The organism is Providencia sp. wls1922 (assembly GCF_009706505.1).
Taxonomy (GTDB): domain Bacteria; phylum Pseudomonadota; class Gammaproteobacteria; order Enterobacterales; family Enterobacteriaceae; genus Providencia; species Providencia lanzhouensis.
Genome location: NZ_WLUG01000022.1, coordinates 1 through 21,198, shown reverse-complemented (window position 1 = coordinate 21,198; position 21,198 = coordinate 1). Strand labels below are relative to the sequence as shown.

Sequence of the window (21,198 nt, the reverse complement as noted above, 5' to 3'; positions counted from 1 at the left end):
TCCTTCTCATGACAAATCTCATATCTGATATCCGCGTGGATAAAGATTACAACCAACTTCGCCTATCTCACTCGAGCTTATTTGGGTATAATAGCCAAAATTAGTTGGGTAAATTAAGAATTATCAGTGAACAGGTAGCTGTAAGCCCGGGGCGGTAGCGTGCCAAAATCATGAGATAACTACTTTTAGCTCTCTGTTTTTTATAATCAAAATACGACTTATTACTCCCAAATGAAAATATTAGTTACTGGTGGTGCAGGCTTTATTGGTTCTGCGGTTGTTCGTCATATTATTAATAATACCAATGACGCTATTATTAATGTCGATAAACTAACTTATGCAGGAAATTTAGAGTCGCTTAACTCTGTTTGTGAAAATAATCGCTATACATTTATTCAAGCAAATATTTGTGATGCAAAATTAATTACGGATATATTTAAGCAACATCAACCCGATGCCATAATGCACTTAGCAGCCGAATCACATGTTGACCGTTCTATTGATGGCCCTAGTGAGTTTATCCAAACCAATATCATTGGTACTTACACATTATTAGAAGTCGTGCGCCAATATTGGAATCAACTCCCAACAGATAAAAAAGCCGCCTTCCGCTTTCACCATATATCCACTGATGAAGTTTATGGCGACCTTGAATCAACAACAGATCTTTTCACTGAAACAACACCATATGCGCCAAGTAGCCCTTACTCTGCGTCAAAAGCGTCTAGTGATCATTTAGTCAGAGCGTGGCAACGTACCTATGGTTTACCAACCATCGTAACAAACTGCTCTAATAACTATGGTCCATTCCACTACCCTGAAAAACTGATCCCTTTAATCATCTTAAATGCATTAGAAGGAAAGGCTCTGCCTGTTTACGGTAACGGACAACAGATCAGAGATTGGTTATATGTAGAAGACCACGCACGAGCGCTCTATAAAGTCGTTACTGAAGGTAAGATTGGTGAAACTTACAATATTGGCGGTCACAATGAAAAAGCCAACATTGATGTAGTGAAAACAATTTGCAGCATTCTTGAAGAGCTTGTACCAAACAAACCGAATAATATTGAGAATTATAGCGACCTAATTACTTATGTGACTGATAGACCAGGTCACGACTTACGTTATGCCATTGATGCTACAAAGATTAAAAATAAACTGAGCTGGGTACCGGACGAAACATTTGAAACGGGTCTACGTAAAACGGTTGAATGGTATTTAAAGAACTCAGAATGGTGTGAATCAGTTCAAAATAATAAATATAATAGAGAAAGACTAGGGGCTTAAAAGTGAAAGGTATTATTTTAGCGGGTGGTTCAGGTACAAGGTTATATCCAATAACCATGGGAGTATCTAAACAGTTACTTCCTATTTACGATAAACCTATGATTTATTATCCGCTGTCAGTACTTATGTTAGCAGGGATCCGTGAAATACTTATTATTACAACCCCTGAAGATCAAAGCAGCTTCGAACGTTTATTAGGTGACGGTTCTCAGTTTGGTATTTCATTACAATATGCAATACAACCAAAACCTGAAGGTTTAGCACAAGCCTTTATTATCGGCGAAGAGTTTATTGGTTCAGATAGTGTGTGTTTGGTGCTGGGAGATAATATTTTTTACGGACAATCATTTACCCCAAAACTAAAAGAAGCTGCTGTACGTCAAAAAGGTGCGACTGTTTTTGGTTATCAGGTAAAAGATCCTGAAAGATTTGGTGTCGTAGAGTTTGACAATAATAAAAAGGTTATATCTATTGAAGAAAAACCTAAAAAACCAAAATCGACCTTTGCGGTAACTGGCTTATATTTTTATGATAATCAAGTTGTTGAACTAGCGAAACAAGTTCAACCATCTCATCGTGGAGAACTTGAAATAACAACGCTAAATGAAATGTATTTAAAACAAAATGAATTAAATGTTGAAATGCTTGGTCGTGGTTTTGCTTGGTTAGATACTGGAACTTATGAAAGCTTACTTGAAGCAGCCCAGTTCGTAGAAACTATAGAGAAAAGGCAAGGTTATAAAGTCGCTTGCTTAGAAGAAATTGCATATAACAATAAATGGCTAACACGAGAAGATTTGTTCACTAGAGCAGAATTAATGGCTAAGAATAGCTATGGCGAATATTTACTATCGTTATTAAAATAATAATATGAGCCATAATTTAACACAAAAAGCCACTTCAAGCCTTAAGTGGAGTGCGATTGAACGGTTAGCGACTCAACTCGTTCAATTAATAGTCATGTTAGTTCTCGCTCGCATACTTGGCCCTCACGCTTTCGGGCTTATAGGTATGTTGGCTGTTTTTATTGCCGTTAGCCAAGTATTTGTAGATAGTGGATTAAGTTCTGCATTAATTAGAAAGCTTGACCGCTCAGAACTCGATTATTCAACTGCATTCTACTTTAATATTGGAATTGCTTTAGCTTGCTACACTCTCCTGTATTTTTGTGCTCCTTACATTGCCTATTTCTACCAGCAACCTGAATTGACGCCTTTAACTCGAGTATTGGCACTAGTAGTTATAATTAATTCATTTGGTATTATTCAACGAACAAAATTATCCATAAAGATGGATTTTAAAACTCAAGCGAAGGCCTCGTTGATAGCAGTTACTATAAGCAGTCTAGTAGCGTTTTATTTAGCATATTATAACTTCGGTGTTTGGTCACTAGTAGCACAAACGTTGGTATACGCGGCTTTCAATGTTATTTTTCTGAATATATTCCATCTATGGTTACCAAGATTAAATTTTAGCTTAGAATCCTTCGGGCACCTCTTTGATTTTGGTTCAAAACTAATGCTATCTGCTCTTATTGACAGTATTTATCAAAATATTTATCAGATAGTCATTGGTAAAAAATTTAATGTATTAGATGTCGGATATTTTACCCAAGCTAATCAGCTGATAAAAACTCCAGCTACAACCATGACTGCTATTATACAAAGAGTCACTTACCCAATGTTAAGTAGTATTCAAAATGATGAAAACCGATTGAATGCTGCGTACTTACTAACATTACGATTGTCCGCTGTAGTTATCTTTCCGATATTATTTGGACTAGGGACAATAGCTGACCCCCTGATTCCTGAATTATTAGGTATCGAATGGAAACCGGCTGCTCTACTCGCTAGTATATTAGCAATGGGATTTCTGCTTTACCCTATTCATGCAATAAATCTAAATTATCTACAAGTGAAAGGTAGGTCAGATCTTTTTCTAAAGTTAGAAGTTATCAAAAAAGTGATCATTACGATTATTCTAATAATTACCATCCCTTATGGCATTAATGCTATTTGTATCGGGATTGTCATTCAATCCTATATAGCTTTATTTATCAATACATACTATAACGGTAGGATTGGAAATTTATCAGGGATAATACAATTAAAAGCTTTGTTACCTATATGGCTAATAGCAATTGCAGCATGCTCAATTGCTTGGCTTATAACCCATTTAGTGACACTGTCAACATGGTTTTCTATTACAATAACGATTACTATTGCTATAGCCATATATATCATCAGCATACGTTTATTGCAAAAAGACTTATACCAATACCTTATCTTAAATATTTGCCAAAGAAATTAATAAAAAATCATGAATAATATCACTGTAACGTCTCCATTATTACCGCCATTAGAAGAGTTAACTCCATATTTAGAAGATATCTGGTCAAGAAAGTGGCTAACCAATAATGGGCACTATCATCAATTACTCGAAAAAGAACTATGTGATTATCTCAAAGTTGATTATATCTCACTATTTTCAAATGGCACATTAGCTTTAATCACCGCATTACAATCTCTAGAGCTAAAAGGTGAGGTTATTACAACACCTTATAGTTTTGTGGCAACCAGCCATGCAATTCTACTCAACAACTTAAAACCTGTTTTTGTTGATATCGACCCAAATACTTTTAATATCGATCCTAAAAAAATAGAAGAAGCAATTACTGAAAATACGTCAGCGATATTACCGGTTCACGTCTATGGTAATCCTTGCGATCATGATGCTATTCAAAAAATTGCTGATAAGCATGGATTAAAAGTAATCTATGATGCTGCACATGCATTTGGTGTAACTAAAAATGGTTTATCTATATTAAATTGGGGAGATCTATCAATTTTGAGTTTTCATGCAACTAAAGCATACTCAACAATTGAAGGTGGTGCTATTATTTGCCATACCAAAGAAATGAAAGAAAAATTAGATAGGTTAAAAAACTTTGGTTATGAATCAGAAACAGAAATATCAATGTTAGGCTCAAATGCAAAAATGAATGAAGTACAAGCTGCATTTGGTTTAGCAACACTGAAACATATTGATAATGCTATTAGTATCAGAAATAATATTGCTAATTTATATCGCGAAAAAATTAATAATATAAAAGGATTAACTTGCTTATCATCTATTGAGGGTGTTAGTTTTAATGATTCTTATTTTCCAATATTTATTAATGAAAATGAATTTGGAATGAGCAGAGATCAGCTTTACTTTAAGTTGAGAGAAAATAATATTTTATGTCGAAGATACTTTTATCCTTTAATTACAGACTTCGACTTTTATAAAGGAAACCCTAATATTATTAAACATGACTTGAGTATATCTAAAGCTGTATCCGATAATGTAATCTGTTTGCCAATACATCATACAATTACTACAGAAGATATAAATCTAATATTAAAACAACTTGAAGTGGTCATAGACTAATGAATTTAGCAGTGATGCAACCCTATTTATTTCCATATCTTGGTTATTATCAACTAGCATATCATAGTGATATGTTTATCTTTTATGATGACGTCAATTATATAAAAGGTGGCTACATAAATAGAAATAATATTTTAACAAAAAATGGAAAACAATTATTCACAATCCCTATAAACCATGCATCTAGCTTTAAGAAAATTAATGAACTTGAGTTTTCCAATAATATTAAAAAAGTATTAACTACTATACAACAAGCCTACTCCAAAGCTCCAAATTTTAATGAAATTTACTCGATGATAGAAAGAATACTATTATCTAATAACAGAAGCGTCGCTAAAATAGCATCTAATTCAATTATAGAAGTGTTTGATTATTTAAACTTACCATTTGAATATGAATTTTCCTCAAATATTGACTATGATAGAGAATTAGATGCTAAAAATAAACTTTATTCTTTTTGCAAATTATATAACGCACAGATGTATACAAATACTTCTGGTGGTAAACATTTATATAGCAAGGATGAATTTAAAGCTAAAAATATAGAGTTAAATTTCATAGAAATGAGTGATTTTTCATACACTCAATTTAATAGTGATAATTTCGAAAGTAACTTATCAATTATTGATTTATTAATGAATATAGATAAAGAGCAGATTATTAAATTATTAGGAGCATATCATGTCAGCTAAAAATAAAAAAATATTAATTATAGGAGCTTCTGGTAGCTTAGGTGAAGGAGTTTGTAATGAAATTTATTCAAACTACTCAGTAACAGGTACATATTTAAATAATAAAAAAAATTCCGAAAAAATTAAATATATACAATTAGATATAACTCAAGAAAATGATTTTAATAAACTTGATACTGACTATGATTGTATTATTCTTATTGCTGGAGCAATGCCCGCAACAATGCAAGGATATCATCCCAATAAATATTTCGACGTGAATATATATGGCACGACTAACGTATTAGAATTTTGTCGTAAAAATAATATCAAAAAACTAATTTATATAATGACTTTTTCAGATCGCTTTAACAATTTTTATAATGGAGTTCCAATTCAAGCTGATGCACCCGCTACACTTAATTATACTGGAGATCATGCCGTCTATGCTATATCTAAAGTCACTGCATGTGAAATGATAGAGCATTACCATCAACAATATGGATTGCAAACTATTATTTTTAGGATCCCAACAGTGTATTGCTATGATGAAAAAGTAGATTACTATGTTGATGGTGAATTAAAAACAAAAGCTTACATAAAAATGATCAGAAATATAATTCATTATAATGAAATAGAAATTTGGGGTGATAAAAATAATTCTAAAGATATGCCTTACATCAAAGATTTTGCTCGTTTAATTTCTTTAGCCATAGATAACCCTAAAGCACAAGGCATTTATAATGCAGGAACGGGTAATCCTGTATCTTTAGAAGAACTTGTGAGCGCTATGATCAAGGTATTTTCTAAGGATGGGAAAACTAAAATAATCTATAAAGAAAACAATTCATCACAACCTAATTTTACTTTCGACATGACAAAAACTACAGCAGATTTTTCGTATCTACCAGAATATAATGTTGAGAGAATGCTAGAGGATATTAAAAATAACTTATCAGAAGAATTGCTTTATGGAAAAAATTAATAAATTAATCTGCCCAAAAACAGAAGATGAAATAAAATCACATTGGAAATATACTGATAAAGTTTATATTAGTTGTGTTTGTATTGCTTATAATCATGAAAATTATATAAGAGATGCACTTGATTCAATATTGGCACAAAAAACAGAGTATCGGTTTGAATTGATTATTCACGATGATAAATCAACAGATAATACTCGAGAAATAATTTTAGAATATAAAAAAAAGTTTCCCAATATTATAAAATTAATACTACAGGAAGAAAATCAGTATTCTAAATGCCCGAGAATTATTTCTTTAACGGTACCTTATTTAGATGGTAATTGTGTAACTATATGCGAAGGTGATGATTTTTGGATCGACCAGTATAAACTTCAAAAACAAATCAAAGAATTAATTTCAAATCCTAACGTAAATCTTATTATAACTCAGGCACTATCTTTATACCCAGATGGAACAACAGAAAAATTTTGTGATTTAGGAAACACTAAAAGATATATTTCGTTTGCTGATTGCATACTTGGACCTAAAAAAGACTTTTATCCAACAGCAACCTTTTTCTTTAAAAAAAATATTATTGTATCATTACCAGATTGGTTCTATACTATCGCGCCAGTTGGTGATTATTATATACAACTATTTGCTTCATATAATAATGGCTGTATATATCTACCTGACATAACGTCAATATATCGTAGAGATTCTATTGGAAGTTGGAGCCAATCATTAAACTTTAACAAGATTATTTCTGACCGTAAAAATAGAATCAATTGTAATAAATTCATCTCCAATCAATTACAGTTGAATAAACTAGAAAAATCAGCATTAAATAAAAAATCATGCATATATAAAAAGGACATTACTCTTTCTTATCTACGGCAAAAAAAATATTTTATTTTCATTCTTAACATAATTATTAATTTCTTTAGTAGTCCCATTGATTATTCAAAAATCATGTTTACATCTTTAGTAAGGAAAATAGGGACATGTATTCAATCTGGTAATTAACCTGTAATAGAGGGTAATTTACTTGAGAATATTAATGGCTAAAGTCAATATAAAGTGTCCATTTTGTCAACAAACTCACACAGTGAAAAAAATTAAATTAGGGAGTAGTAACCATCAACGTTATCATTATCAAGATTGCCGCCGAAGCTTTTAACTTGGTTATTAATATAGTACCTTCAACTCGGCACCAAAGATAAAATTATCGTTCCAGCGATGAATAACTCCAGTATTTGTGATACCGTTATAGTTCTTCTTATTAGTATTAATGCTATTGTTTACACTTTAATACTCTTACCACAGCAGGTGACGTCTTTACCTCTTTATAATTTGCATATTGGGTTGCTTTGCAAAGTCGATGAGCAATAGTCTTTTGTGGCTAATAAGAAACAACAACGCTGGCTCTGGTATGCTTGGGAACCTCGCCTAAAACGAATTATTGCGCATACATTTGATCATCGAAATAAGAGAACCCTTCGGCAGTTGCTGGCTTTACTGTCAGGGTTTAATGTGGCTTTTTGGTGTACGGATAAGTTCAGTGCTTATGAGATATTGCCCAAACAAAAACACGTGGCAAGTAAGTTTTATACCCAACGAATAGAAAGAGAGAATTTGAATTTAAGAAATCGCTTAAAGCGTCTTAATCGTAAGACGTTAGGTTATTCGAAGTCGCCTGAAATGCATGACAAAATCATCGGCACATTCATAGAACGGGAGCATTACCTATTGTGATGATCTCTATATTGAATACACGACCGATAAATGGGGTAGGTATACTCCCTTATTCTAATATCAGAGAGAAAGTTAATGCTCATTTTATGCAAATGGGATATCAATTTGATAAGGTTATTGCTAATAGTGCAATTGTTTCTGACTATGTAGAGCTCGGACCTGGAACTCAAGTATTACCTAGAGCTATTATCCAAACCGGTGTAACCGTTGGAGAAAACAGTATTATAAATACTGGCTCGATTATCGAACACGACTGCAAAATCGGAAATAATAATCATATAGCCCCTGGAGCAACACTATGTGGAGGCGTAACTACGTCCGATACTGTTTATATCGGGGCAAATGCAACTATTATTCAAGGTATTACAATAACAAAAAATTCAATTGTTGGAGCTGGTGCAGTGATAACAAAAGAAAAAGATAACTATAATTTGGATGTAGTTCAGATTGATGATAGTCTTATGACTGAAAAATTATTAACCGGTAGTTACAAAGACGAAATAAAACTGAGCAAAATAAGAAGGAATTTATTATTTAAATTTTTATTTAATATTAACTGTGATATTAACTTAACTAAATACCGCTATTTGTTAACGAAAGAGTATGAAGTATTTAATTTAAATTACAACTGTGAATATGTTGATATTTTTGAGGAAATAAATGATTTATCTGAAAGAGATTATTTATTAATATGTGAGTTGTTTGGATATGAATCATTTATTTTCAATAACAAATGTATTATGTTTTTACAACCATTTTTTGAAGATGGTTTAGTTAGCAGTCTTGATTATGAAATATCAATATATAAACATATATTAAAATGTGAAAAAATTAGCGAAAAAGATATTATTATTAAACCACATCCTCGAAGTAATATTGATTATTCATTTTATTTTCCTGAAGCAGGCTGGATTCCTAAAGATTTTCCTTATGAGCTTCTTCTAAGGCTAAAAAACGAACGTTTCGATAAGGTCATAAGTGTTTATTCAAGTGGTGTTAAAGAATTTAGTCTTATTTCAAATGAGGTGGTTAATTTTGGAACAAAAGATTTTCCTGAGTTACCATATATGAGTATGATTAGAAAAAAGGCAAAAGATAATGATTAACGCTAAAAACTCACTCTATATATTTTTTGCCTCTTGCCTTTGGTTAGTATCATGCATTTATTTTTATAGATATGAACCTAATTATAAACTAGATCTTTATGGGCACTACAAATTATTTGATTTTTTCCATGCAAGTAATGATATTGAGTATCTATATGATAGTTATTTTGGTCTGTCAATATTAATATTTATCATTAACTCTTTAGGCTTAAATAAAGAGTTTTTATCTATATTTACTTTAAGTATTATTTTTTTATCTGTTTTTTTTATTAATTATCAATATGCGAAAAACTTATCTTCCATAAAAAAAACTGTTAGCTTTATAATTTGTCTGATGATCTTACCAATATTTGATTATGTATCTGGTATTAGATTTGGCTGTGGGATTGCATTTTTATTACTTTTCTTTACATGTGACAAAAAAATTTTTAAGCTTTTATTTGCTATATTATCTATATCAATGCATTTTTTTATGGTGTTTTTCTTTCTTGTATTTATAATTTCTCGTCTAATTCCTAATTTAAGTAAATTTAGTGCTTTTTTATTTTTATTTATTTGTATTTCACTATCAATTTTATTTTTTCAAGCATCAAATTATATAACTCAACTTATGCAAGGTTTGGATGTATCTAGCATATTTGGTAGGGGGGGGTTTAATACTTATTTATCTGGCCATTGGGGCGCGGGTAGATTTGATTTAATTGATAGCAAGGAGAAATTTGTAATTTATTTAAATATTTATTTATTTTCTCTATTGTCTTTTTATTACATTAAAAAATTCAACATAAACAACATAATTAATAAATTTATTTTTATTTTACTTTGTTGTTCTTGTTTATTCTTTTTTTATAATCAAATTTTTACTCGTATATCTTATGTCGTCATTTTGTTTATGTTTTTAAATAGCTTAAATTATCACAAGTCATATTCCGAGCTGAAATTTACTAAATTTGGTTGTTTTTTATTTTTAGTTATTTCTATAAGTTTTTTTACACATGTTTATAGTAGAATGCAATATATAATCTGAGGATCTATGTTACCTATTAAAATTGTATTTATAGGTTGTAACCCTAAAGTTATAGGTGGAGCTAATTCATTTACTCGTTCTGTAGGATCATTTTTTGGGCATACATTTTATATTTATCCATATATTGAGAAAGAAATATATAATATTAAGATTGAAGGTCATTCAAAAGGGATTTTTCCTTGGACCTTAACGTATAGAATAATAAACAAAATAACCAGAAAAAAAATATTATTATTTCTAATGCGAAGGTTTATTCGAGCTAACTTATGTAATGTTGCTATTTTAAACACACCTAGTTTGTATTACGCGTGCCCAAAAAACGTAAAAAAAATACTAGTTCAGCATACCTCCGTAGATAAATGGCTAACCTTAAAAACGCAATTTAATAATAATTATAGATTAATAGAAAAATGTAAAAATGAAACTATAATAGTGGCTTTATCTCCAAAGGATAAAATAGATATAATTAATAAAATGAATGTGGATGAAAAAAATATTTATGTTATAAGAAACTCCACTAATATACCAAAGCTAAACATTCCCAAAAAAAAGAAAAAAAAACTTGTGATGCTAGCAAGATTTGATAATGATATAAAAAGAATTGATTTGGCTATATCAGCAATGAAGCATTTACCAGATTTTGATTTGTATATTTATGGAGACGGAAAGGATAGAGACTATTTATGTTTTTTATCTAAAGAATATAGCAATGTGCATTTATTAAAATCATCATCTAATATTAAAAGCATATTAGATGATTCCGGCATATATATATGTACTAGCGATTATGAAGGCTATCCAATCAGCTGTATAGAAGCTATGGCTAGGGGATTGCCATTAATAGTTAGAAATACTTTTTCATCAGCATCAGATATTGTCATTGATAATGGAATCTTATTATCTAAAGAATGGAATGAATTTGAGTTTTTAAATGCAGTTTCAAAAATATATAACAATTATGAATATTACTCAAATAATTCATTAGAATTATATGAACGTCATAATCCTGAGGTTATCAAAAGATTATGGATTGAATTGGTTAATGGAGTATATAATGCTAGTTAAATTAAATCTTTTGTTTTTTTCTTTTTTTTATTACTTGAAATATAATTATTTTCATTATATTAACAAGTCTAAGAATAAAAAATGTGTTCCTTCTCATAGTTCAGATGTAATTATATCTCTAACAACATTTAAAGATAGAATTGACAAAGTATATCTAACCTTGGAATCTTTAGTGCACCAAAAAACAAATATTTCTTTTTCAATTTGTTTATTCTTATCTAAAGAAGAATTCTTTGATGTAAAGCTACCTAAGTCTTTAAATAAACTCCAAGATAAGGGCGTCGAAATTTATTTTGTTGATGAAAATATTAAATCCTATAAGAAAATACACTACAGTTTAACTATGTTTAAAAATAAAAATATTATAACATCAGACGACGATATATATTATCCACCCGGTTGGTTAGATAATTTATATCAATGCCACTTAAAAAATAAGTTAGATATTATTTGCTATAGAGCTAGGGATATTTCTTTAAAACTTAACCAAGTGGATTTATACTCAAGCTTTAAACTGTCAACAAGTTTTAGTAATCCGTATTTAATGCTTCCAACTGGCGTTAGTGGCATCTTTTATCCTGCAAACTGCTTTTATTCTGATGTTACAAATAAAAGCTTATTCATAAAACTAAGTCCTACGGCAGATGACTTATGGTATAAAATAATGACGTTATTAAATGGAAGAAAATGCCGATTGGTAGGGAATACATCCGTACATTTTCCTCCAGTCTTGGGAACTCAAGAATTTTCATTGCGTTATATAAATACTGTTAATGGGAATAGTCAATCTGAAAATGACCGTCAGCTCACTAGTTTATTAAAATATTATAACATTAATCTTTCTAAATATAAGTGAATTTATGAAGCTAGCAATTGTGGGTACAGGTTATGTGGGGCTGTCTAATGCCATGTTATTGTCACAAAACCATGAAGTGGTGGCAGTGGACATCGTTCCTACAAAAGTGGCGATGCTGAACAATAAGCAATCGCCGATTATCGATACCGAAATTGAACAGTTTCTGCGTGAAAAAACACTCAATTTCCGTGCGACGCAAGATATTATTGAAGCCTATACGGGCGCACAGTATGTGATTGTTGCCACACCAACTGACTATAACCCGAAAAGCAACTACTTCAATACTCAGTCAGTTGAATCGGTCATTCATGATGCGCAGAAAATCAACCCTACAGCCACCATTATTGTTAAATCCACCATCCCTGTTGGCTTTACTGAGCGCCTGCGTGAAGAGTTTGGCTACACCAATGTGATTTTCTCCCCTGAATTTTTACGTGAAGGCCGCGCGCTGTGGGATAACTTGTACCCATCACGCATTGTGGTGGGTGAATGCTCTGAGCGAGCGGAAATCTTTGCGGATTTGCTGCTTGAAGGCGCTATCAAAAAAGATGTCCCCGTGCTGTTTACCGATGGCACTGAAGCGGAAGCCATTAAATTATTCGCCAATACTTACTTAGCAATGCGTGTCGCGTATTTTAATGAGCTAGATACTTACGCCGAAAGCCGTGGCTTGAACGCACGTCAAATCATCGAAGGGGTGTCTTTAGACCCACGTATTGGCAGCCATTATAACAATCCATCTTTTGGTTACGGCGGTTATTGCTTGCCGAAAGACACCAAGCAGTTACTGGCTAACTATGACGATGTACCGAATAACCTCATTAATGCAATTGTGGAATCAAACCGTACCCGTAAAGATTTTATCTCCGATGCGATTATTGCCAAAGCGCCACGCAAAGTCGGGGTATATCGTTTAGTGATGAAAGCGGGCTCGGATAACTTCCGCGCCTCGGCGGTACAAGGTGTGATGAAACGCATCAAAGCCAAAGGCATTGAAGTGATTGTGTATGAACCGGTGCTTAAAGAAGACGAATTCTTCCGCTCTAAAGTGTATCGTGATCTTGAAGCATTCAAAGCCGATAGTGATATTATTTTAGCCAACCGGATGGTACCTGAACTCGAAGATGTCGCAGAGAAAGTGTATACACGTGATCTATTTGGTAACGATTAATTTGGTAATAAACCCATGTCTGATGCCTCTACTCAAGAATTAGTTTCTATTATTATGCCCTGTTATAATGCAGAGCAATATATTAAAGAATCTATTAATTCTGTAATAAATCAAACCTATAAGAACTTCGAACTGATTATTGTTGATGATTTATCTACAGATCGATCTATTGATATTATAAAATCATTTAATGATGACAGAATAAAATTAATTCAATTAACCCAGAATGGTGGGGCTGGCGTAGCTAGAAACACAGGCATAGAAGCTGCTTGTGGGCGGTTTATTGCTTTTCTCGATAGCGATGATTTATGGCGACCAAATAAGTTGGAAATACAATTAGAATATATGCTTTCTGGTAGCTACCCTCTTTCTTATACTCAATACCAAAAATTCACTCAAGAGGGAAAAGGTAAACTTGTTATCCCACCAAATACCGTTACATATAATGAATTACTCTACTGCAATGTGATTGGATGCCTAACTGCTATTTATGATACGAAAATAGTAGGCAAACAGTTTATGCCTCTCATTCGAAAAAGGCAGGATATGGGATTATGGCTAAAAATACTATCACAGGGCCATACAGCGTACTGCTGCCCTCAAGTACTTGCGGACTATAGAACTGATTCAGGTATGACTCAAAATAAACTTGATGCAGCAAAGTATCAATGGAAGTTTTATCGTCAAGAATTGAATTTCAATATAATTAAATCAACAAAGTACTTTATTGGTTATGCCATTAAAGGCGTTATCAGAAAATAATATTTTAGGGTAAATTATGCTAACAATCATCGGTGGATCTGGTTTTATTGGAACCCGTCTCTCCAATCAATTAAAATCTCAAAATATCGACTTTAAAATTGTTGATATCCAAAAAAGTGAAGCTCATCCTGAAAAATGGGAATTTGGTGATGTCACTAAACCAGAAACGCTTATCGAACCACTAAAAGGGACTGACGTCATTATCAATTTATCTGCTCAACATAAAGATAATGTTCACCCTATTAGCCTTTATTATGAAGTAAACGTTGATGGAGCTAAAAATGTTTGTGACGTCGCTGAACAACTTGATATTAAACATATAGTATTTACCTCTTCCGTAGCTGTTTATGGCTTTGTCGAAAAAGAAACTGGCGAAGATGGTGAGTATCATCCGTTTAATGATTATGGTAAATCAAAGTTAGAAGCCGAATATGTGTATGATGCTTGGCAGGCTAAATCAGCGAATCACACTCTTGTCACGATACGACCAACGGTGGTTTTTGGCGAAAATAACCGAGGTAATGTCTATAACTTATTCCGCCAAATTGCCTCAGGTCGTTTTTTGATGATTGGTAGTGGTAACAACCAAAAATCGATGGCGTATGTTGAAAATGTTGCTGCATTTATCCATTTTGCAACTACCTTCACTGAAGGTAAGCACGTATTCAATTATATTGATAAACCTGACTTCACCATGAATGAGCTCACTACCGTTATCTGTAACGCATTAGATAAACCTAAATCAAATATTCGTATTCCTTATCCTATTGGGATCATGGGTGGATATTGTTTTGATATTTTATCTAAAATTACTGGTAAAGAATTTCCGGTAAGCAGCATCAGGGTGAAAAAATTTTGTGCTAGAACGCAGTTTAAATCAAATTATATTGCAGATACCTCTTTCAAGGCACCAGTAACACTTGAAAAAGGTATTGCTAATACTGTTCAATATGAATTCAAATAAATTAAAATATTTTCTTTTATCATCATCTTGCTAAAGGGATCGCGAGTGTCTATGAAACGCCTTTCTATTGCTGCACTAATGCTTACAGCATTAACCGGCTGTACCGTTACCCCTGGTGTTGTCCACTTCCCCTAAAATAAGACAGCTATAATTAGATTTTCTGCCCTAAAATTTGCAGAGGTCATGATGAAAAAAGTCCGTTTTACTGAAACTCAAATCGTTAATATCTTAAAGCTGGCTGATTCTGGTATGAAAGTGGACGATATTTGCCGTCAAAATGGGATTAGCAATGCCACTTATTATAATTGGAAATCAAAGTATGGTGGTATGGAAGCCAATGATGTTAAACGATTAAAAGAGCTTGAAGAAGAAAATGCAAAGCTCAAAAAAATGTTTGCGGAAGTCAGCCTTGAAAATCATGCGATGAAGGAGCTTTTTGCAAAAAAGGGTTGGTAGTGGCTGAGAAGAAGTCCTGTGCTCAATCATTAAAGAGTGCGGGTTTATCAGTCATGAAAGCGTGTCAACTGACATCATTATCTCGCGCAACATTTTATCGTCAACCTGTTGATTGGCGTAAAAAAGATCGTGTAGTAATTGATGCTATCCAATCAGTTTTAGCAAAATCGCCACAATCAGGATTTTGGAAGTGCTATTTTCGACTGCGATTTCAAGGTTATCCCTTTAACCATAAGCGAGTTTATCGTGTTTATTGTCGATTAGGATTAAATCTAAAACGCCGAGTTAAAAAAGTTCTACCCGTTCGCAAGAAAAGGCCATTAATAGTCGAGAAAGTACCGAATATTCAATGGGCTTTAGATTTTATGCATGACAGTCTATATTGGGGCAAGCGATTCAGAACCTTGAATATTACTGATGAAGGAACACGTGAGTGTCTGGCAATTGAAGTTGATACGTCATTGCCCGCTGAACGAGTCATTAGAGTACTGGAACGTTTGAAAATAGATAGAGGATTGCCCAAACAAATTCGAGTGGATAACGGGCCTGAACTTATTTCAGTTAATCTATTGAATTATTGTGAAAATAATCGAATTGAGCTATGCCACATTCAACCCGGTAAACCACAACAAAATGGTTTTATCGAACGATTTAATGGCTCATTTCGCCGTGAATTTTTAAATGCCTATTTATTTGAATCATTGAGTCAAGTTCGTGAAATGGTGTGGTTTTGGCAGCAAGATTATCACTTGAATCGCACTCATGAAAGTTTAAATAATCTCCCACCGGAGACATATCGAAAACAGTTAGAAAACTCTAATTTAACGTGTCTCAATTAATGGGGAGTGGACAGTGACAAATGCAGGCAAAAAAGTATTGTTAATCGATACTGACTTACGTAAAGGCCGTATCCATAAAGCCTTTGGATTAAGCAATAAATTAGGTCTATCCGATTATCTCTCACAATCAGATACTAGCCAGCCAAATATTCATAACAGTGTGATTGAAAACCTCGACGTAATTTGTCGCGGTAAGAATGTCACCCACTCTTCTGAATTGCTGATGGGCGAAAGCTTTAAACGTTTACTTGATACGGTGAAAGGTCAATACGATATCGTCGTGATTGATACTGCGCCAATACTGGCAATCACCGACTCAGCTATTATTGGTAAGTACGTTGGGACCTCATTGCTTATCGCCTATTATGGTGTGAACACGGTGAAAGATATTGAGCTATCGCTCAAACGCTTTAAGCAAAACGATATCGAAATTACGGGTGTGATCTTAAATGGTATCGATGCCAAGTCAGACGATTATAATTATGTTTATGAGTACTAGGAAAGTACAATGAAAAACGCAAAAGTATTAGTCACTGGTGGTCTTGGCTACATTGGCAGCCATACCTGTGTACAAATGATTGAACAGGGCATGCAGCCAATTATTTTAGATAATCTCTGTAATGCTAATCCTGAAGTGCTAAATCGCATTGAAACCATAACTGGCACCAAACTTATTTTCTACGTCGGTGATGTACGTGATAGTAAAATTTTAGATACCATTTTTGCTGAACATAAAATTGCATCGGTGATTCACTTTGCAGGACTAAAAGCAGTGGGTGAGTCAGTTCAAAAACCGATTGAGTACTATGACAATAATGTTAATGGAACTTTGGTTTTAATCACATCAATGCAAAAAGCGGGTGTAAAAAGCCTCATTTTTAGTTCTTCGGCGACGGTGTATGGTGATCCTGAAGAAGTACCGTTAACTGAAAAATCGAAAGTAGGTGGTACAACCAATCCATATGGTACCAGCAAATATATGGTTGAACGCATTCTTACCGACTTACATATTGCGCATGATGAATGGTCACTGACTTTATTACGTTATTTTAACCCTGTCGGAGCTCATACTTCAGGTTTAATGGGGGAAGACCCTCAAGGTATTCCAAATAATTTGACTCCTTATATTGCTCAAGTTGCTGTTGGTCGTCATAAAGAAGTGATGGTATTTGGCTCTGACTACCCAACACCAGATGGTACAGGTGTTCGTGATTATATTCATGTTATGGATTTAGCGAGTGGGCACATTGCTGCCTTGAATGGTGTTAGTCAAAAAGCAGGGCTCCATATTTATAATTTAGGCACCGGTAAAGGCACTAGCGTATTAGAAATGATCGCTGCTTTCGAAAAAGCATCAAGCAAGCAGATCCAATACAAAATAGTTGCTCGCCGCCCCGGTGATATTGCTGAATGCTGGTCTAGCCCTAATAAAGCCTTTACTGATTTAGGCTGGAAAGCTCAGTACTCCGTGCAAGATATGGTGAACGATAGCTGGCGTTGGCAATCGCAAAACCCCAACGGCTATAAATAGATTTATTTGACTTAGGTTAAGATATGAATATTGATATAGATTCTTTTGCTCTATATATTGGTGTTAAGGCAGAATATTTAGCCATGTTATATAGAACAACGTGTGAATTAGAAGGATTACCTTTACCTAAAAGAAATAGGCATGGTAAGGTAAAAATGAGTGAGGTTTTAATTTTTAAGCAACACTTTGAAGATAAAACAAAGAATATTAATGAAGATAAAACGTTAACTTAAACTATCGTTACAGCTCAAAGAGCTTTTTGTTTTAAAAGCTAGCGCTCGGTTGCTGGCGATCAAGTGTCTTGCCCAAAATGTAAAGGCGTCTACGCGATTGTAGAGGGCTCTACCACAATCAAATACAATGGAAAAAGTCTTGCTCTAGCGGGAATGAAAACTCCCTGTGGCGTTGCTTTGATTGCATCACAGAGTTCAATTACAGGTAAATAATTTCATTTGTATTTAGATATAAATACTATGTGTTGTTATTCTGTTTCTAATTGTGTAATTGTCACCATAGTAAAATTAGTGCCTAGTTAATAGGTTGAATTAAATAAAAAATAATACCATAATAGCCTTCTTTACGAATATCCGTAAAGAAGGCTTGAAATAGAGTTTAGTTTTATTTGCGTTTTAGCCTATGGATGTCATTGGGATACCAATGCATCATTTATTATTCCCTCTAAGGGAGGAAAGCGGCTTTACCCTTATTCTGTTGCCTTATCTATCCACTCGTATGATAAACATATCCTCCACTGCGAAAAATACCCCCTTGTTCAAGACAAACATCACGTCCATAGCGTTCATAGTCAAAGTAATGGGATAAATGACCAAGTTGTGCTAAATCATAACAACCACTTTCTTCTATCCAGTAATAACCTAAGTCATATTCATTATTGACCCCCGCTAATTGCTGGAAAGAATCCAAGTTATCCGCTAAATGAATTAAATCATGAATTGAACTCGCTGAAGAACCGATTTCAATTGCCACCTGATAAAGGTCAATTTCATCAGGCGATAACATGGCTAATTGCGTAGCTAATTCGTTCAACTCATCTAAAAGGCTATATTCTGAAATGTAGGATGAAAGACCATCAATTGAGGATTCATAGTCGGTCAAGAAATACTCTTCATACTGAATACCATCAATACCAATCCGCATTAAACAGTGTTCGATCTCTTTTGAGGTTGCCGGAAGCTCAAGCCACTCACCAACCAGCTCTCCTTCGTTATATTTTCCTAAATTCGTTATAAAAACAGAAATCATCCCCGATTTTAGGTATGGGGAAGCCATTGCAGCTATGTGCATATTCATGTCCTATTATTGATGTGTTACATTTTAATAAATGAAGATATTTTGATAAAGAGATCTATTTCCCTTTAAGAATACGATGTTGATATAAAATCCCCATCAGCTGAAAAAAACAGGCAACTCACTTTAAAAACTGATTAATGACGCTTTGGAGCAGGATAATGAGTTGCCTTGTTACAGTCCCGATAACATGTTATGCTTTCTATCATGATTTTTTTGCGCGGGTTAAAACGAAAAAAGCCCCTGTCCAATAACCTGGAGTCAGTTTATGATGGACAGAGGCTCTCGCTTTTGGTGGGGTATGGGCTACAAACTAAAATGCATTACAATAAAATTGTAATTATGATTACGTTTTTAGGCATAAGCTATTTCGAAATCACTTTATTTTGACTTTCCAAAGAATCGATGTAGTCGGCATACTACCGTATTATTCGACTCCTCGTATTGCAAATGGATCTCCTATATGACATGGTTAAAGTCTTAGTGATTCATTGGATTATTAAACTTGGCAAAATCGAAAGGCGAAATAGTTTGTTCCAGATTAGCATCCAAATAATCCGCCCACCATTGCACCATTAATCGGCGTTCATCAATATGTTCTGCCTTATGAATATAAGCAGCCCTCACTGAGTTACGCTCTTGGTGGCTCATTTGCCTTTCTACTGCATCTTTCGACCACAGCCCTGACTCAATCAACGAACTACATGCCATCGTTCTGAAACCATGACCACACACTTCTGTCTTAGTATCATAACCCATCACACGTAATGCGTTGTTAACCGTGTTTTCACTCATTGGCTTTCTTGGATTATGATCACCGATAAAGATCAGTTCATTGTTACCGCTGAATTGGTAGATCTGTTTTAAGATCTCAATGGCTTGTCGGCTTAAAGGGACTAAATGAGTAGTACGCATTTTTGATCCACGATGAGAGTATTTAACCCCTTCTATCGCTTCTCGTTCAGCAGGGATCGTCCACATGGCATTGTCAAAATCGATTTCATCCCAACGGGCGAAACGCAATTCACTGGAACGAATAAAAACTAACAAGGTGAGTTTGACTGCAAGTTTAGTTAAAGGTCTTCCCTTATAATCATCGATACGTTGTAATAACTCGGGTAGACGTTTGAGCTCTAAAGCGGCTCTATGGACTCGTTTACCAGTGGCAACTGCACCTGCCATATCTTGAGCTGGGTTATAGTCGATTAAACCGCTTTGTACTGCGTAACGCATTATCGCCGTCACACGTTGTTGTAAACGAGCCGCCACCTCAAGACGTCCAGACACCTCTACGGCTTTAATCGGTTCGAGGAGATCGCGAGTTTTCAGTTCGACAATATTGCGTTTACCAAGAGTTGCAAAGATATTGTCCTCAAGGCTTTTGAGGACTCGGTTACTATGACCCTCTGACCATTTCTTATTGGTCGCGTGCCAATCACGAGCAACCTTTTCGAAGGTATTAAATTCTTTTTGTTGCTCTTCTTTAACTTCCTTACGCTTTTCACTGGGATCAAAACCATTAGCAATTAACTTTCTGGCGGCATCTCTTTTCTCTCTAGCTTCTGCGAGTGAAATATCAGGATAAACACCCAGCGCTAACATTTTTTGCTTACCGCCAAAGCGATACTGTAAACGCCAATATTTTGAGCCGTTGGTATGTACCATCAAGTGCATACCATCACCATCGGTCAATTTATACGATTTATCCAAAGGCTTGGCAGCCCTGACTTTAGCATCAGTAAGAGCCATGATTTATCTCCTTCTGTTGGTACAAACTATTATCGAATCGAGAGATACCAACACATATACCAACAGCTGGTACTTGATGTGGGTTGACCTTAGTATACTTGAGAAGACTGAAAAGTGGGGAAAAGCCTTGTAAAACTGGGATTTCAGATACAAAAAAAGACGTCGGTTGACGTCTCTTGATGTTCTTATGGTGCCGAAGGCCGGACTCGAACCGGCACACCCGAAGGCGGTTGATTTTGAATCAACTGCGT

At 34.0% G+C, this 21,198-nt stretch carries 20 protein-coding genes and 2 pseudogenes; 20 read left to right on the top strand and 2 right to left on the bottom strand.

What is annotated here, in order from left to right; all coding sequences use genetic code 11:
- Nucleotides 1-231: 231 nt before the first annotated feature.
- The 20 genes and pseudogenes from rfbB to GKR71_RS00910 form a co-directional block, all read left to right on the top strand.
- Nucleotides 232-1,290 (top strand): dTDP-glucose 4,6-dehydratase, encoded by a 1,059-nt coding sequence (gene rfbB, locus GKR71_RS01005; protein ID WP_154633816.1) that lies wholly within the window; start codon nucleotides 232-234, stop codon nucleotides 1,288-1,290.
- A gap of 2 nt (nucleotides 1,291-1,292) precedes the next feature.
- The gene (gene rfbA, locus GKR71_RS01000) at nucleotides 1,293-2,156 is read left to right on the top strand and encodes a glucose-1-phosphate thymidylyltransferase RfbA (RefSeq protein WP_230084992.1); all 864 of its coding nucleotides are present in this window, start codon (nucleotides 1,293-1,295) and stop codon (nucleotides 2,154-2,156) included.
- A gap of 4 nt (nucleotides 2,157-2,160) precedes the next feature.
- Nucleotides 2,161-3,600, top strand: a complete 1,440-nt coding sequence (locus GKR71_RS00995) for a lipopolysaccharide biosynthesis protein (RefSeq protein ID WP_154633815.1) — start codon at nucleotides 2,161-2,163, stop codon at nucleotides 3,598-3,600.
- Between the two features lie 9 nt (nucleotides 3,601-3,609).
- Nucleotides 3,610-4,722, top strand: coding sequence for a DegT/DnrJ/EryC1/StrS family aminotransferase (locus GKR71_RS00990; RefSeq protein ID WP_154633814.1), 1,113 nt, complete (start codon nucleotides 3,610-3,612; stop codon nucleotides 4,720-4,722).
- Nucleotides 4,722-5,414, top strand: a complete 693-nt coding sequence (locus GKR71_RS00985; RefSeq protein ID WP_154633813.1) for a WbqC family protein — start codon at nucleotides 4,722-4,724, stop codon at nucleotides 5,412-5,414. The genes GKR71_RS00990 and GKR71_RS00985 overlap by 1 nt, the downstream gene beginning before the upstream one ends.
- A complete protein-coding gene (locus GKR71_RS00980; RefSeq protein WP_154633812.1) occupies nucleotides 5,404-6,378 on the top strand; it encodes an NAD-dependent epimerase/dehydratase family protein in 975 nt (324 codons plus the stop codon). The genes GKR71_RS00985 and GKR71_RS00980 overlap by 11 nt, the downstream gene beginning before the upstream one ends.
- Entirely contained in the window at nucleotides 6,365-7,384 is a 1,020-nt protein-coding gene (locus tag GKR71_RS00975; protein WP_154633811.1) for a glycosyltransferase, read from the top strand. The genes GKR71_RS00980 and GKR71_RS00975 overlap by 14 nt, the downstream gene beginning before the upstream one ends.
- A gap of 34 nt (nucleotides 7,385-7,418) precedes the next feature.
- Nucleotides 7,419-8,113, top strand: a pseudogene (locus GKR71_RS00970) (IS1 family transposase).
- Nucleotides 8,113-9,219 carry a polysialyltransferase family glycosyltransferase gene (locus GKR71_RS00965; RefSeq protein ID WP_230084993.1) on the top strand — a complete coding sequence of 369 codons (1,107 nt, stop codon included), beginning with the start codon at nucleotides 8,113-8,115 and terminating at the stop codon, nucleotides 9,217-9,219. Before GKR71_RS00970 ends, GKR71_RS00965 begins: the two are co-directional and overlap by 1 nt.
- Nucleotides 9,212-10,246 carry an EpsG family protein gene (locus GKR71_RS20280; protein WP_154633809.1) on the top strand — a complete coding sequence of 345 codons (1,035 nt, stop codon included), beginning with the start codon at nucleotides 9,212-9,214 and terminating at the stop codon, nucleotides 10,244-10,246. Before GKR71_RS00965 ends, GKR71_RS20280 begins: the two co-directional genes overlap by 8 nt.
- 6 nt (nucleotides 10,247-10,252) lie before the next feature.
- Nucleotides 10,253-11,311, top strand: a complete 1,059-nt coding sequence (locus tag GKR71_RS20275) for a glycosyltransferase (RefSeq protein ID WP_154633808.1) — start codon at nucleotides 10,253-10,255, stop codon at nucleotides 11,309-11,311.
- Entirely contained in the window at nucleotides 11,301-12,167 is an 867-nt protein-coding gene (locus GKR71_RS00950; protein WP_154633807.1) for a hypothetical protein, read from the top strand. The genes GKR71_RS20275 and GKR71_RS00950 overlap by 11 nt, the downstream gene beginning before the upstream one ends.
- A 4-nt stretch (nucleotides 12,168-12,171) precedes the next feature.
- Nucleotides 12,172-13,338, top strand: a complete 1,167-nt coding sequence (locus tag GKR71_RS00945) for a nucleotide sugar dehydrogenase (RefSeq protein ID WP_154633806.1) — start codon at nucleotides 12,172-12,174, stop codon at nucleotides 13,336-13,338.
- Nucleotides 13,339-13,353: 15 nt separating this feature from the next.
- Complete coding sequence (locus GKR71_RS00940; protein WP_154633805.1) at nucleotides 13,354-14,100, top strand: glycosyltransferase family 2 protein; 747 nt, start codon at nucleotides 13,354-13,356, stop codon at nucleotides 14,098-14,100.
- Nucleotides 14,101-14,116: 16 nt separating this feature from the next.
- Nucleotides 14,117-15,064 carry an NAD-dependent epimerase/dehydratase family protein gene (locus GKR71_RS00935; RefSeq protein ID WP_154633804.1) on the top strand — a complete coding sequence of 316 codons (948 nt, stop codon included), beginning with the start codon at nucleotides 14,117-14,119 and terminating at the stop codon, nucleotides 15,062-15,064.
- Between the two features lie 186 nt (nucleotides 15,065-15,250).
- Nucleotides 15,251-16,359 (top strand): IS3 family transposase gene (locus GKR71_RS00930; RefSeq protein ID WP_154633825.1). Its coding sequence is split into 2 segments (ribosomal slippage): nucleotides 15,251-15,503 and nucleotides 15,503-16,359, totalling 1,110 coding nucleotides; the frame shifts between segments, so codons are not numbered across the junction.
- 13 nt (nucleotides 16,360-16,372) lie between these two features.
- Nucleotides 16,373-16,858, top strand: coding sequence for a polysaccharide biosynthesis tyrosine autokinase (locus GKR71_RS00925; protein WP_230084991.1), 486 nt, complete (start codon nucleotides 16,373-16,375; stop codon nucleotides 16,856-16,858).
- A gap of 9 nt (nucleotides 16,859-16,867) precedes the next feature.
- The gene (gene galE, locus GKR71_RS00920; RefSeq protein ID WP_154633803.1) at nucleotides 16,868-17,890 is read left to right on the top strand and encodes a UDP-glucose 4-epimerase GalE; all 1,023 of its coding nucleotides are present in this window, start codon (nucleotides 16,868-16,870) and stop codon (nucleotides 17,888-17,890) included.
- Between the two features lie 23 nt (nucleotides 17,891-17,913).
- Entirely contained in the window at nucleotides 17,914-18,123 is a 210-nt protein-coding gene (locus GKR71_RS00915; protein ID WP_154633802.1) for a hypothetical protein, read from the top strand.
- Nucleotides 18,124-18,183: 60 nt separating this feature from the next.
- Nucleotides 18,184-18,336 (top strand): annotated as a pseudogene (locus tag GKR71_RS00910) (PAAR domain-containing protein); the annotation flags it as partial.
- 274 nt (nucleotides 18,337-18,610) lie between these two features.
- On the opposite strand, the gene GKR71_RS00905 reads toward GKR71_RS00910, so the two are convergent.
- Nucleotides 18,611-19,195: an antirestriction protein ArdA gene (locus GKR71_RS00905; protein ID WP_154633801.1), complete on the bottom strand. Its 585-nt coding sequence runs from the start codon at nucleotides 19,193-19,195 to the stop codon at nucleotides 18,611-18,613.
- 483 nt (nucleotides 19,196-19,678) lie between these two features.
- On the bottom strand, nucleotides 19,679-20,947 hold the full coding sequence (locus GKR71_RS00900; RefSeq protein ID WP_109396736.1) for a tyrosine-type recombinase/integrase: 1,269 nt from the start codon (nucleotides 20,945-20,947) through the stop codon (nucleotides 19,679-19,681).
- Nucleotides 20,948-21,198: the final 251 nt, after the last annotated feature.